Here is a 13,388-nt window from a genome sequence, read left to right on the forward strand (position 1 = left end):
GCACCCACGCTCAACTCCGAAGAGCCAGATTCACCCAGGTTACTGGTATCACCTCGAGGTGACGGGGACCTCGCCGGGGGTGAGCCGTGGCTTCCATGACGACCACGTGTCCTTCGAGCGCATGCCGGGCGGGATGTTGAGCCTGGTTCACCCCTGCATGGACCCCTCCCCGCAGGGGTGGGACGGGTCGGACGTCTACATGCCGGCCGGTACGCGGCTCATCGTGGTCACCGAGCCCGTGGCGCGAGCGATCCAGGATGCCGGGTGCTCGGTCGAGCTGGTCGAGGTCGGCCGAGCCCGCACCCCGGGTGGGATGGACGTCGTCATGGAGCTGTCGGATCGTCTCGGCGAGGAGGAGGCCAGCCGGATCCTTGAGCAGATGACGCCCGAGGACCTCTGGGAGCAGCGGACCGGGCGAGACCGTGAGACGTGGGAGGGACCCGGCTACTGCCCTGACGTCGTCCGTTGACGGGACCGGCCTCTCGGGGGGCCGCTTCGGTCTGCGCTGCGACGGTCAGAACAGGCCGGCGCCCTCGGCGATGAGGACCAGCCCGAACAGCGCGAAGAGCGCCGCGGCGCCATAGGTGATGACCTTCTCGGGGAGCTTCCTGCCCAGCACCGCGCCCACGACGATGGCCAGCGCGTCGGCGGCCACCATGCCCAGCGTGCTGCCGATCCACGTGCCCAGCCAGCCCTCGCGGGTGGCCAGGGTGATGGTGGCCAGCATCGTCTTGTCGCCCAGCTCGGCCAGGAAGAACGCCGTTCCCACGGCCAGGATGGCGGCGCCGGTGGCGTGGCGGGCCTTGTCGGCCTCCTCGTCGGTGAGTTCGTCGCCGCGCAGGGTCCACAGGGCGAAGCCGAGGAACGCCACACCGGCGGCGACGGCGATCCAGTGCCGGTAGTTGGCGAACGCGTCGCCGATGAAGTAGCCGATGCCCACGCTGGCCAGGTGGACGATCGCGGTGGCCACGGTGATGCCGATGAGCACGTCGCGGGCCTTGTAGCGGGCGGCGAAGGTCATGGCCATGAGCTGGCTCTTGTCGCCCAGCTCGGCGATGAAGATCACCGCGGTGCTCAGGAGGAAGGCTTCCATCAGGGGGTCTCTTTCCGCCCGGTCAAAGGCGGTGGACGCTGTCCCGTGGACGCCTTCGACCGGGCACACGTCTCAGGCCCCGTCGGGCGGGGGAGGGGTGCGTCGTTCCGGTCGAAAGTCTCGTCCGCCACCGGTGGTGGCCTCCTGCGCCGGGCCGATGGTGCTGGCCAGTCTGTCGACGCAGGTGTTGGGGACTACTCCCTTTCGAGGGCGCAGGCTAGCAGGAAGTAATCAGGCCTCGCGGCGGAAGACCGGCTCGTCGCGGGTGGAGACCTCCGGTGCGTAGGCGTAGCCGGCCGCGTCGAAGCGGGTGAGCGCCTTCACGCTGCGGGTCCGCTGCCGCACCATCCACGAGGCCATGGCGCCGCGGGCGCGCTTGGCGTGGAAGGAGATGACCTTCCACTCGCCGGCCGGGGAGCGGTCCTCGAAGCGCGGGGTGACCACGCGTGCTTCGAGGCGGCGGAGGTCCACCGCCTGGGAGTACTCGCCGGAGGCCAGATTGACCACCACGTCCGGGCCGGGGGAGTCGGCCAGGTCGGCGGCCACCTGCTCGGTGATGGCCTCGCCCCACCACTGCACCAGGGTGTCGCCCCGGTCGGTCCGCAGCCGCGTACCCATCTCCAGGCGGTAGGGCTGCATGAGGTCCAGCGGCCGCAGCACGCCGTACAGCCCGGAGAGGATGCGCACGGTCTTCTGCGCCTCGGTGAGGTCGCGGGTGTCCAGGCGGCCGGCGTTGAACCCCCGGTAGACGTCGCCGGCGAAGGTGAACACCGCCGGTCGGGCGTTCTTGCGCGTGAACGGCGTGTGGAAGTCCGCGTAGCGCTCGGCGTTGAGCTGCCCCAGCTCGGCGGAGATCCCCATCAGCTCGGAGAGGTCCTCCGGCGACTTGGTCCGCATCACCTCCACCAGCTGCTCGGCGTGCTCCAGCAGCCGGGGCTGGGTGTGCACCCGGGTGGGCAGGCGGGAGTCGAGGTCGAGGGACTTGGCGGGGGAGAGCAGGGCCAGCACGCCCCGGACCGTATCCCAGCCCGCCCAGGTGGGCCGCGGGGTCTCGGCTCGGGCGTCAGCCGGCGGCCCAGGTCACTGGGCCGTCCAGCCGCCGTCGATGACGAGGTTCGCCCCCGTCATCGAGGACGAGTGCGGACCGCAGAGGAACAGGGCGGCATCGGCGATGGCCTCCACGGACGCGAACTCCTTGAGGGCCTAATTCTTCAGCAGCACCTTCTCCGCCACCTCGTCCTCGCTCATGTGGTGGCTGGCGGCCTGGTCGGCGATCTGGGCCTGGATCAGCGGGGTCCACATGTAGCCGGGGTTGATGCAGTTGCTCGTGACGCCCTTGCCGGCGCCCTCCAGGGCGGTCACCTTGCTCAGGCCCTCCAGGCCGTGCTTGGCGGCCACGTAGGCGGCCTTGTACTCGCTCACCCGCAGGCCGTGGGCGCTGGAGATGTTGACGACGCGGCCCCAGCCGGCGTCGTACATGTGGGGCAGGGCGGCGCGGGTCAGCAGGAACGGTGCGGTGAGCATGAGCTGCTGGATGAGCTGCCACTTCGCCACGTCGAACTCGTGCAGGGGCTGCACGTGCTGGATCCCGGCGTTGTTCACCAGGATGTCGATGTCCAGGGACAGCGCCGCCAGGGCGTCGGCATCTGAGAGGTCGAGTTCCCAGGCCTCGGCGCTGCCGCCGGCGTCCTGCACCTTGCCCACCACGCGCTCCAGGCCCTCGCCGTCGATGTCGGCGAGCACCACGTGCGTGCCGGCTCCGGCCAGGGCGCGCCCGATGCCGGAGCCGAGCCCGCCGGCGCCGCCGGTGGCCAGGGCGCGCTTGCAGGCGAGGTGGGTGGGGGAGGTGTTCGAGGTGTCCATGCGGTGACTCCAGGAAGGCCCACCGACGACGTCGCCGGCTGCTCCGGCACGCCCGGGAAGGTCACGAGATGGCGTCGGCTTGGCAAGGATTTGGTCAACGCCGGCGGGCCCGTTGGCGTGGTGGAGGGCCGGGTTCCAGTCCGTCCTCCCGGGAAATCGCGTTCCCGGGTGGCTGCCAGCACGCCCCCGCTGCCCGTGGGTGAACGGGCCATAACGATCCGCCCAGCAAACGTTCAGGGTGGCTCTCGGGGCCTGTGGACAACGGCGGACGCGGGGGTGCGGTCCTTCCGTAGCGTGCCCCACGTTCCCCTCACATCACCACCGGAGCCGAACCGGAGCCGCCATGCCGCACACCCTGCAGGACGTCGCGCCCACCCCCGCCGGGCCCGTCGCCGAGGACCGTCCCACGTTGCGTTCCCTGGAGGACCGCGTGCGCGACGTCGTGCGTCGACGGGAACTCGACCCGGACACCGACGTGCAGGAGGTGCGCGACCTCGTTGACGAGGTGGTCGAGGCCCACCAGCAGGCTGCCGGTGCGGGGCGTGGGCGCCTCATCGTCGACGAGCCCGCGGTCCGCCGACACCTCGTCGATGCCGTGAGCGGCCTGGGCGAGCTGCAGCAGTACCTCGACGACCCCGAGGTGGAGGAGATCTGGATCAACTCGCCCCAGCACGTGTTCGTCGCGCGGGGTGGACGCTCGGAGCTCACCCCGGTGCTGCTCACCGACCAGCAGGTGCAGGACCTCGTCGAGCGCATGCTCAAGTCGAGCGGCCGCCGCATCGACCTCAGCTCGCCGTTCGTGGACGCCTCCCTGCCCGGAGGTGAGCGCCTGCACGTGGCCATCCCGGACATCACGCGCCGCCACTGGTCGGTCAACATCCGCAAGTTCGTCTCCCGCGCCCACCACCTCGAGGACCTCGTGGCCCTGGGCAGCCTCACCGCACCGGCGGCCTCCTTCCTGCGGGCGGCGGTCGCCAGCGGACTCAACGTGCTCGTCTCCGGCGGCACGCAGGCCGGCAAGACCACGATGCTGAACTGTCTCGCCGCGGCCATCCCTCCCCACGAGCGGGTGGTCACCGCCGAGGAGGTCTTCGAGCTCCACGTGCCCCTGCGGGACACCGTGGCGATGCAGTGCCGCCAGCCGAGCCTGGAGGGCACCGGGGAGATCACGCTGCGGCGCCTGGTCAAGGAGGCGCTACGCATGCGGCCCTCGCGCATCATCGTCGGCGAGGTGCGGCAGGAGGAGGCGCTCGACCTGCTCATCGGCCTGAACTCGGGCCTGCCGGGCATGGCCACGGTCCACGCCAACGGCGCCCGAGAGGCCGTGCTCAAGATGTGCACGCTGCCGCTGCTCGCTGGTCCCAACGTGGCCAGCTCGTTCGTGGTGCCCACCGTGGCCAACGCGGTCGACCTCGTCGTCCACTGCGCGCTGGAGCGTGACGGGCGCCGCCGGGTGCAGCAGATCTGCGCCCTCCCGGGTCGCGCGGAGGGGGACGTCATCGAGATCGCCGACATCTTCACCCGGGTGGAGGGCGAGCTGGTCCGCGGTGACGGCTTCCCGCCCCACGCCGAGCGCTTCGCCCGAGCGGGCTTCGACGTGCGCGAGATCCTGGGGGCGTCGTGACCGGCTGGCTGGTGGGGGCGCTCGCGGGTCTCGGGCTCGCGCTCGTGTGGGACTCGTGCTGGCCGGCGCGCCCCCGGCAGGCGGTCACGCGCACGACCTGGCGGGACCGGGTGGCCGACGATCTCGCGGTCGCCCGCTGGACGGGCGTCACCCCGAGCGGCCTGGTGCTGGCCACGCTCGCGGCGGGGTTCGTCGTGTTCGTCCTGGTGGCGGGCCTCACCGGCGTCCTGCCGGTGGCCCTCGCGTTCGGCATCATCGCGGTCGCCACGCCGTGGATGGTGCTCTCCGGGGCGGCGGGTCGCCGCCGCACGCGCCTGCGGGATGCCTGGCCCGACTGCGTGGACCACGTCGCCAGCGGTGTCCGGGCCGGCATGGCGCTCCCGGAGGCCCTCGCGCAGCTCGCGGTCCGTGGTCCCGAGGAGCTGCGTCCCGCCTTCGCGGCCTTCGCCCACGACTACCGGGCCACGGGCCGCTTCCACGTGAGCCTGGACGCCCTCAAGGAACGCCTGGCCGACCCTGTGGGCGACCGTCTGGTGGAGGCCCTGCGCATCGCCCGCGAGGTGGGTGGCAGCGACCTGGGCGTCGTGCTGCGGACCCTCAGTGCCTTCCTGCGCGAGGAGGCCCACACCCGGTCCGAGATGGAGGCCCGCCAGAGCTGGACGGTCAACGCGGCCCGGCTGGGCCTGGCCGCCCCGTGGGTAGTGCTGGCGCTGCTCGCCACGAGGGGCAGCTCACTGGCCGCCTACGAGTCGGTCACGGGCGTCGTAGTCCTCGTGACCGGGGCCGGGGTCTCCGTGGGGGCCTACGCACTGATGATGCGGCTCGGGCGCATCCCGCAAGCCGAGCGGGTGCTGCGATGAGCTGGTCGTGGCCGGGCGCCGCCGTGGGCATGCTCGTGGGACTCGGGCTCCTGCTGGTGCTGTACGGAGTTCCACGGTGGCGCACCCCCTCCCTCGCGATGCGGGTGGACCCCTACGTCCGGGACGAACCCGCGCCGGTGCGCCTGTTCAACCTGGCCCCGCACGAACAGCTCACCGTGCACCATGTGGTCGACCCGGTCACCCGGCGGCTGGGGGCGCGGCTGGGGGAGTGGCTCGGCGGCGAGGAGGTGCTGGTGCGGCGCCTGGAGCGGGCCGGGCTCGTCCCGGACGTCCCGGGGTACCGCGCCCAGCAGGCCGTCCTGGCCTGCGTGTTCGCCGCGGCCGGCGCGGCGCTCGGTGTCCTCCTGTGGAGCACGGGCCGGGCGGCGCCCCTGCTGGCGCCGGCACTGGGGCTCTCCGGGGCCGTGGCCGGCGTGCTGCTCCGCGACCACCTGCTCTCCCGGCGACTGGCCCGGCGCGAGCGACGTGTGGTGGAGGAGTTCCCGGCCATCGCCGAGCTCCTGGCGCTGGCGGTGGCGGCCGGTGAGTCCGCCTCGGCCGCCCTGGAGCGGGTGGCGCGCCTGAGCCGCGGTGAGCTCTCGCGGGAGCTCACCCAGGCGCTCGCGGAGGCACGGGCAGGGGCGAGCCTGCCCGTCGCGCTCGAGGGCATCGCCGACCGCACCGGCGTCCCCAGCGTGGCGCGCTTCGTGGACGGCGTCATCATCGCCGTGGAGCGCGGCACACCCCTGGCCGAGGTGCTCCGTGCCCAGGCCACCGACGCCCGGGAGGCCGCACGCCAGGCGATCATCGCCGAGGGCGGCCGGCGCGAGATCCTCATGATGATCCCGGTCGTCTTCCTCGTGCTCCCCGTCACCGTGGTCTTCGCCATGTTCCCGGGCCTGGCCGCACTGCAGGTGAACCTCTGATGCGCCGCCCGCCTGCCCCGCACCGGGGCCCCACGAGCTCGGTCACCGTCCCGGTGGCCGTGGGGAGCCACGGCTCCCTTCCCGTTCCCTGCGGGGGACCCCTCGACGGGAACCGTTCCCGTTCGCAGCACACACCCAAGGAGACCAAGCATGACCACCTTCCAGAGCATCTACGCCCGTCTCGTGACGGCGTACACGCGGATGACCCAGGACACCGAGCGCGGCGACGTGCCCGGCTGGGTGCTCATCACGATGATGACGGCGGGCCTCGTGACGGCGCTGTGGGCCGTGGCCGGCCCCACGCTGAACGGTCTGTTCACCAGTGCGGTGAACGGGGTCCAGGGCCCGTGAGCCGGTGGAGGGCCGGTGAGCGTGGCTCCGCGACCACGGAGTTCGTACTCACCAGCGGGCTGGCCCTCCTGACGGTCATGGCCGTGCTGCAGCTGGCCTTCGCCCTGCACGTCAAGAACTCGCTCACCGCCTTCGCCGTCGAGGGGGCCCGCCACGGTGCCCGCGCGGGGGCCGCGCCCGGTGACGGGGTGGCCCGCACGCACTACCTGGCGGACCAAGCCCTCGTCGGCCGGGCGGTGAGCGAGGTCTCCGAGCACCACGAGGTCGTCGGCGGGAGGCAGGTGGTGGTCGTGGACGTCCGCGCCGACCTCCCGCTCGTCGGCCCGTGGGGCATCGGCCAGGACCTCGAGGTCCGGGGCCGTGCCCTCCGGGAGGGGACGTGAGCCGCCATCCGTGGGCGCGCGTCGTCCTCCGTCGCACCCGGGGAGGCACGGACCCCGAGGTCGGCAGCGCGATGGTGGAGTACCTCGGCGTGGTGGCCTTCGTCCTCCTGCCGGTGCTCTACCTCATCGTGCTCCTGGCAGAGATCCAGTCCGCGGCCTTCGCCTCCACCGCGGCCGCGCGGGAGACCGCGCGCGTCGCCGTGGCCGGCATCGCCACCAACGCGCCCGACGCCGAGGCCAGTGCCCTGGCCGCAGGCGACCTGACTGCGGAGGACTTCGGTCGTACGGGGGAGTTCACCGTCGCCTGCAGCGGCTGCGGCGACCCGGAGGCGGACGCCGCCGTCACCGCCACTGCCGAGGTGGTGGTGGAGCTCCCCGCGGTGGCCAGCTTCGGCATCGACGCCCCGTCGGTGATGACCTTCACCGCCACCCACACCGAACCCGTCGACCGCTACCGGGAGCAGCAGTGAAGCACCCTCTCCGCTCGCTCCTGCGACCGTGCTCCGTCGGGCGTCCCACGCCCGCCGGCCCCCGGCACGACCGCTCCGAGCACGGCGGCATGCTCGTGATGCTCATGGGCTTCGTCGCCGTCATCGTCTCGATGGTGATGGTGGGCATCGACAGCACCAACGTGTACCTGGCTCGCATCGAGACGCTGAACGTTGCCGACGCCGCGGCCCGCGGTGCGGCCGACGCGCTCTCCGAGGAGGGCTACTACGCCGACGTCGACACGCCGCTGGACCCCCAGCAGGTGCAGCGCGAGGCCCGCGACGCCATGGAGCGTCAGGTCCCCTCGCGCCGCATCGAGGCGTGGACCCTCGATGCGGCGACGCCCAGCGGCGACGGCCGCCAGGCCACCGTCCGGGTCACCAGCCAGGTGCACTTCCCGGTCACCGACGTCGTCCGGGCCTGGGTGCCGCACGGCACCACGGTGACCGTGGAGTCCACCGCCCGCGGCAGCACCGGCAGCGAGCGCTGACCGTCCGGCATCCCCGCCCCTCCTGGTCGCCGCGTTCACATCCCGCGTGCGCACCGAGACGCGCCACACCCCGCTACCGTGGGAGGCCCGCCGGGGACCACGGACGCCACGGGGGTGGGGGAGCAGCAGACGATTCCCGCGGCGTCCGGACACAGACTGGGAGGACACCATGACCACCATCAGCCGCCGGGAGCTCGCCGGTCTCACCGCCGGGGCCGTCGCCGCCGGCGTCGCCGCTCCTGCACCCACCCTCGCCGCACCGCTCGACACCCCCGCGGGCGATGCCGTGCGTGCCCGCCTGCGCGCCCTCATCGGCCACACCGCCGTGGGTGCGGTGGTCTCCGTGCGAGGGCGCCACGGGGCGCTCGACGCCGCGGCCGGTCGCCAGTCGGTCTCGGGGGCCGCGGCCACCATCACCTGCCGCGGCCGCGTCTCCAGCATCACCAAGATGCTCGTCACCACCGCGGTCATGCTGCAGATCCAGAAGCGCACGTGGACCCTGCAGACCACCATCGACGACGTGCTCCCGGGCCTCTGGCCGGGCCGCGGCCGGGTCACCCTGCGCCAGCTGCTCAGCCACACCTCGGGCATGCCGGACGCGCTGGACGTCATCACCCCGGGCAACAACATGTACGAGCAGTCCCCGGCGGCGCTGGAGGAGGCCTGCTCGCGCCAGTACACCGATGCCCAGCTCGTGCGCATCGCCCGCGGCATGACCTGGCGCTTCACGCCGGGCGAGGGCTACTCCTACTCCAACACCGGCTTCGTGGTCGTCGGCATGATGCTGGAGAAGGTCACCGGCAAGCGGCTGGAGAACCTGCTCCGCACGCAGGTCTTCCGCCGCACCGGCATGGGGCAGACCAGCCTGGAGCGTGGGTTCTCCGTGCCCAGCCCGCAGCTGTCGGACTACATCGTGGAGCCCGAGGGGCGCTACCGGCTGGAGCGCGTCAACCTGAGCACCTTCTCCGGCGCCGGCGCAGTCATGGCCACCTCGGCCGACGTCACCGACTTCATGTACAACCTCTTCCGCGGCAACATCATCAGCCAGTACCTGGTCGACAAGATGTGCACCCCCTACGGCGCCGCCAAGGAGTACTCCTACGGCCTGGGCCTGCGCGTCGTGCCCGATGACGTGGCGGGCACCGGCAACCTCTACGGCCACACCGGGGCCGGTTGGGGATCGGTGGCCCACGCGCTGTCCACCCGGGACGGGCGGCGCCGGATGGCCTACGTCGCCACCGGGCGTCCCTACTGGTGGGGCGGCAAGGGCACGATGGACCTCAACCGTGAGGCCCTCCGCAAGGCGGCGCTGCGGGCGACCTCCCACACCTCCGCCCGGACCTCGGCCAGCGGCGGCGGCCTGGACCCCGTCGTGGTCCGTGGCGCGGCGCGCTACGACGCCGAGGTGGCGCCCTTCTTCGGCTGAGGCCCCACGCGGCCGGGTGCCCCCGTGGTCCCCTCGGCAGGGGCGGCGGGGGCGCCCGATCTCATCCCGTGGGCGGGTGGTGCGCGCACCAGCGCACTGATGAGGATGGGTGCGGCCCACACGGGCCAGGACCTTGATCCCACGACACAGGAGAACGCCATGAGCACCGCCCTGTCCCGCCGCCAGTTCGCCGGCCTGGCCACCGCCACGGCCGCGACCGCTGCGATGACCGCTCCCGCCGGTGCGGCGACCGTCACGCCGCAGACCATCGCCACCGGCCCCAACGCGGTCGCCCTCAAGAAGGCGCTCCAGAGCACCATCGGCCGCCCTGTCGTCGGTGCCGTCTGCTCGGTGTCCGGCAAGTACGGCCGCATGGACATCGCCGCCGGCCGCTTCTCCCTGGGACGCAAGGAGCTGGCTCGCGAGAACGCCCGCGCCCGCATCAGCTCCATGACCAAGCCGCACGTGGCCACGGCCGTGCTGGAGCTCGTGGAGAAGGGCACCTGGTCGCTCAAGACCACCATCGACGACGTGCTGCCGGGCCTGTGGAAGGGCCGTGGCCGTGTCACCATCGGCCAGCTGCTCAACCACACCTCCGGCATGCCGGACCACATCAACGACTACGTGACCCGCTACGTCGAGGAGCACGGCTTCACCCTCGACTGGTGGGAGGACTTCACCAACGACCAGTGGACCCACGCCAAGATCATCCGCGAGGCCAAGAAGCTGCCCTGGCACTTCGCGCCGGGCACCGGCTGGTCCTACTCCAACACCGGCTACGTGGTGCTGGGCATGATGCTGGAGAAGGTCTACCGCAAGCCCATCGACAAGGTCCTGCGTGAGCGCATCTACACCCGCATGAACATGAACCAGACGTTCCTGTTCAACTCCGCCAAGGTCGAGAACCCCAAGCTCCAGCTGGAGGACGTGGCCATCCTGGGCAAGCGCAAGGAGCGTCTGGAGAAGAACAACCTCTCCATCTTCTCGGCCTCGGCCGCCGCGATGGCCACCTCCGCGGACATCACCGACTTCTGGGCGCTGCTCATGCGCCACAAGGTGCTGTCCAGGACGATGGTGGACCGCATGATCACCCCGGTGGGTGCGGCCAAGGAGGCCCAGGCCGGTTACGGCGTGTTCGTGCTCGACGACGTCTGGACCGGCAAGGGCAAGGTGTACGGCCACGACGGTGGTGGCTTCGGCTCCAGCGCCATGTCGTTCACCTCGCGTGACGGCTGGCGTCGCATGGCGTTCATGATGACCGGGCGCCCCTACGACGAGCAGAGCAACCTGCTCCTGGACGGCCAGGCCAAGGTCATGGACGCCTGCATGGCCGTCTCCACCAACCGTTCCGGTCGTCCCAAGGGCTACTCGGCCGCCGCCGTCCGCCGCGAGGTCATGCCCATGCTGCAGCGCTCCGCGTTCCGCATCGGCTGACACCCGCACGACGCACTCGCGTCACGCCCGTCCCGGGGCCCGCACCACTGGTGCGGGCCCCGGTTCGTGCTCGGTGGGCCGGGGGCGGTGACAGCGCTACGGTCGGAGGAGGTGGTCCGTGGGGGCCACCGTCCACCCACCAAGGGAGAGTGCTGTGAAGGCTGCCGTCGTCCCCGCCCTGAACGCCCCGCTGGAGATCCGTGAACTCGACCTCCCCGAGCCCACCGCCGGGCAGGTGCGGGTCCGCATCGAGGCCAGCGGGCTGTGCCACACCGACATCCACGCCGCGCGCGGTGACTGGCCGGTCAAGCCCAAGACGCCGCTCATCCCCGGCCACGAGGGGGTCGGCATCGTCGAGGAGGTCGGCGAGGGCGTGGACTCCGCGATGGTGGGGCAGCGCGTGGCCCTGCCCTGGCTGGGGCGGGCCTGCGGCCGGTGCCGTTACTGCGTGGGTGGGCACGAGACCTACTGCACCTCCCCGGAGTACATGGGCTACACCATCGACGGTGGGTACGCCGAGCACGCGATCGGGTACGCCTCCCACGTGGTCCGCGTGCCCGAGGGGGTGAGCGCCTTCGACGCCGCGCCCATCACCTGCGCGGGTGTGACCACCTACGCGGCCCTGAAGTCGGCCCGTCCGCAGCCGGCGGAGTCGGTGCTCGTCGTGGGCACCGGCGGCCTGGGCCATCTGGGTCTGCAGTACGCCAGGACCTTCGGGTGCCGCACCATCGCCGCGGACGTCACCGACGAGAAACTGAACCTGGCCACCGAGCAGCTGGGCGCCGACCACGCGGTGGACGCCCGTGGCGACCTCGGGCAGCAGGTGGGTGCGCTGGGTGGTGCCGACATCGCCCTGGTGACGGTGCCCAGCCCGGCCGCGATGGCGGCCGCGCACGCCGCCCTCAACCCCACCGGTCGCCTGGTGCTGGTGGGGCTGCCGGCCGACAACCAGCTGACCCTGCCGGTGTTCGAGACGGTCCTGCGGGGCATCAGCGTGCACGGCTCGCTGGTGGGCACCCGCAACGACCTGGCGGAGTGCTTCGAGCTGCACGCCATGGGGCGCACCACGGTCATCGCGCAGTCGCGGCGCCTCGAGGACGTCAACGAGTGCTTCGAGGAGGTGCTCTCCGGGTCGGTGCCGGCGCGGCTGGTCTTCGAGTTCTGAGGGACCGACCCCCATCCGACGCGGCCCGGGAGCACCCACCCCGAGGTGATCCCGGGCCGCGCCGTCGTTCGACGGGGGAGGGGCGGCGGCGCACCGCGTAGACTGCCCCGCTGTGGCTGTCGACTTTGCGCAAGAGATCCGGGAACTCCGCACGACCATGGAGTCGGTGCGGGAGGTCATCGACCTGCCGAAGCTGAAGGAGCAGCTGGCCGACCTGGAGGAGCAGTCCAGCGCGCCGGACCTCTGGGACGACCCGGAGAACGGCCAGAAGGTCTCCTCGGCCATGTCCCGCGTGCGCGGTGAGGTCGAGCGCGTGGAGGGCATGGACGCGCGCATCGACGACCTCGAGGTGCTCGTGGAGATGGCCGAGGAGGAGTCCGACGCCGAGACCCGCGCCGAGGCCGAGAAGGAGCTCGCCTCCATCCAGGCCGCGGTGGAGAAGCTCGAGGTGCGCACGCTGCTCTCCGGCGAGTACGACGAGCGCGAGGCCGTCATCACCATCCGCGCCGGTGCCGGAGGCGTGGACGCCGCGGACTTCGCCGAGATGCTCATGCGCATGTACCTGCGCTGGGCCGAGCGCCACGAGTACCCCACCAAGGTGCTCGACACCTCCTACGCCGAGGAGGCCGGCCTCAAGTCGGTCACCTTCGAGGTGAACGTGCCCTACGCCTACGGCAACCTCGCCGTCGAGGGCGGCACGCACCGCCTCGTGCGCATCTCGCCCTACGACAACCAGGGCCGCCGGCAGACCTCCTTCGCCGCGGTGGAGGTGGTGCCCGTCATCGAGCAGACCGACTCCATCGAGATCCCGGAGAACGAGATCAAGGTGGACGTGTTCCGTTCCTCGGGCCCCGGTGGGCAGTCGGTGAACACCACCGACTCCGCCGTGCGCATGACCCACATCCCCACCGGTGTGGTGGTCTCGATGCAGAACGAGAAGTCGCAGATCCAGAACCGCGCCGCCGCGCTGCGCGTGCTGCAGTCGCGCCTGCTGCTCATCCGCAAGGCCGAGGAGGCCGCGGAGCGCAAGGAGCTGGCCGGTGACATCAAGGCCAGCTGGGGCGACCAGATGCGCTCCTACGTGCTGCACCCCTACCAGATGGTCAAGGACCTGCGCACCGGCCACGAGGTGGGCAACACCCAGAACGTGTTCGACGGCGACATCGACGGCTTCATCGAGGCCGGCATCCGCTGGCAGCGCGGCCAGGACAAGCAGGCCGACTGACGCGGCGCCCGGCCACCCGGCCGTGACGAGGAGGGGCGCACACCACGTGGTGTGCGCCC

Annotated in this window: 14 protein-coding genes and 1 pseudogene; 12 read left to right on the forward strand and 3 right to left on the reverse strand. The window is 71.9% G+C overall.

All coding sequences use genetic code 11. The annotated features are described in order from the left end of the window. The first annotated feature begins 58 nt into the window (after window positions 1-58). Window positions 59-469: a hypothetical protein gene (locus HMPREF3099_RS03320; RefSeq protein ID WP_141761964.1), complete on the forward strand. Its 411-nt coding sequence runs from the start codon at window positions 59-61 to the stop codon at window positions 467-469. 45 nt (window positions 470-514) lie between these two features. Here HMPREF3099_RS03320 and HMPREF3099_RS03325 read toward each other — a convergent pair whose 3' ends face one another. The 3 genes and pseudogenes from HMPREF3099_RS03325 to HMPREF3099_RS03335 form a co-directional block, all read right to left on the reverse strand. Then, window positions 515-1,093, reverse strand: coding sequence for a TMEM165/GDT1 family protein (locus HMPREF3099_RS03325; RefSeq protein ID WP_070703928.1), 579 nt, complete (start codon window positions 1,091-1,093; stop codon window positions 515-517). A gap of 231 nt (window positions 1,094-1,324) precedes the next feature. Then, complete coding sequence (gene yaaA / locus HMPREF3099_RS03330; protein ID WP_070703930.1) at window positions 1,325-2,101, reverse strand: peroxide stress protein YaaA; 777 nt, start codon at window positions 2,099-2,101, stop codon at window positions 1,325-1,327. Window positions 2,102-2,173: 72 nt separating this feature from the next. Next, window positions 2,174-2,956: pseudogene (locus HMPREF3099_RS03335) on the reverse strand (3-hydroxybutyrate dehydrogenase). A 343-nt stretch (window positions 2,957-3,299) separates the two neighbouring features. On the opposite strand from HMPREF3099_RS03335, the gene HMPREF3099_RS03340 reads away from it, so the two are divergent. The 11 genes from HMPREF3099_RS03340 (at window position 3,300) to prfB (ending at window position 13,329) form a co-directional block, all read left to right on the forward strand. Beyond that, window positions 3,300-4,580: a CpaF family protein gene (locus HMPREF3099_RS03340; protein WP_083323455.1), complete on the forward strand. Its 1,281-nt coding sequence runs from the start codon at window positions 3,300-3,302 to the stop codon at window positions 4,578-4,580. Next, window positions 4,577-5,440 (forward strand): type II secretion system F family protein, encoded by an 864-nt coding sequence (locus HMPREF3099_RS03345; protein ID WP_070703932.1) that lies wholly within the window; start codon window positions 4,577-4,579, stop codon window positions 5,438-5,440. Before HMPREF3099_RS03340 ends, HMPREF3099_RS03345 begins: the two co-directional genes overlap by 4 nt. After that, window positions 5,437-6,366, forward strand: a complete 930-nt coding sequence (locus tag HMPREF3099_RS03350) for a type II secretion system F family protein (RefSeq protein WP_070703934.1) — start codon at window positions 5,437-5,439, stop codon at window positions 6,364-6,366. The genes HMPREF3099_RS03345 and HMPREF3099_RS03350 overlap by 4 nt, the downstream gene beginning before the upstream one ends. A gap of 150 nt (window positions 6,367-6,516) precedes the next feature. After that, window positions 6,517-6,717, forward strand: coding sequence for a hypothetical protein (locus tag HMPREF3099_RS03355; RefSeq protein WP_070703936.1), 201 nt, complete (start codon window positions 6,517-6,519; stop codon window positions 6,715-6,717). After that, window positions 6,714-7,100: a TadE family protein gene (locus HMPREF3099_RS12705; protein ID WP_070703938.1), complete on the forward strand. Its 387-nt coding sequence runs from the start codon at window positions 6,714-6,716 to the stop codon at window positions 7,098-7,100. Before HMPREF3099_RS03355 ends, HMPREF3099_RS12705 begins: the two co-directional genes overlap by 4 nt. Continuing rightward, complete coding sequence (locus tag HMPREF3099_RS03365) at window positions 7,097-7,570, forward strand: hypothetical protein (RefSeq protein ID WP_070703940.1); 474 nt, start codon at window positions 7,097-7,099, stop codon at window positions 7,568-7,570. Before HMPREF3099_RS12705 ends, HMPREF3099_RS03365 begins: the two co-directional genes overlap by 4 nt. 89 nt (window positions 7,571-7,659) lie before the next feature. Continuing rightward, window positions 7,660-8,079, forward strand: coding sequence for a pilus assembly protein TadG-related protein (locus HMPREF3099_RS03370; RefSeq protein ID WP_141494142.1), 420 nt, complete (start codon window positions 7,660-7,662; stop codon window positions 8,077-8,079). 169 nt (window positions 8,080-8,248) lie between these two features. Next, complete coding sequence (locus HMPREF3099_RS03375; protein ID WP_070703944.1) at window positions 8,249-9,505, forward strand: serine hydrolase domain-containing protein; 1,257 nt, start codon at window positions 8,249-8,251, stop codon at window positions 9,503-9,505. 159 nt (window positions 9,506-9,664) lie between these two features. Next, window positions 9,665-10,939, forward strand: coding sequence for a serine hydrolase domain-containing protein (locus tag HMPREF3099_RS03380; RefSeq protein ID WP_070703946.1), 1,275 nt, complete (start codon window positions 9,665-9,667; stop codon window positions 10,937-10,939). Window positions 10,940-11,093: 154 nt separating this feature from the next. Continuing rightward, entirely contained in the window at window positions 11,094-12,104 is a 1,011-nt protein-coding gene (locus tag HMPREF3099_RS03385) for a zinc-dependent alcohol dehydrogenase (protein WP_070703948.1), read from the forward strand. A 112-nt stretch (window positions 12,105-12,216) separates the two neighbouring features. Next, the gene (prfB, locus tag HMPREF3099_RS03390; protein WP_070703950.1) at window positions 12,217-13,329 is read left to right on the forward strand and encodes a peptide chain release factor 2; all 1,113 of its coding nucleotides are present in this window, start codon (window positions 12,217-12,219) and stop codon (window positions 13,327-13,329) included. Window positions 13,330-13,388 lie beyond the last annotated feature (59 nt).

It is taken from the genome of Kytococcus sp. HMSC28H12 (genome assembly GCF_001816045.1).
GTDB lineage: Bacteria > Actinomycetota > Actinomycetes > Actinomycetales > Dermatophilaceae > Kytococcus > Kytococcus schroeteri.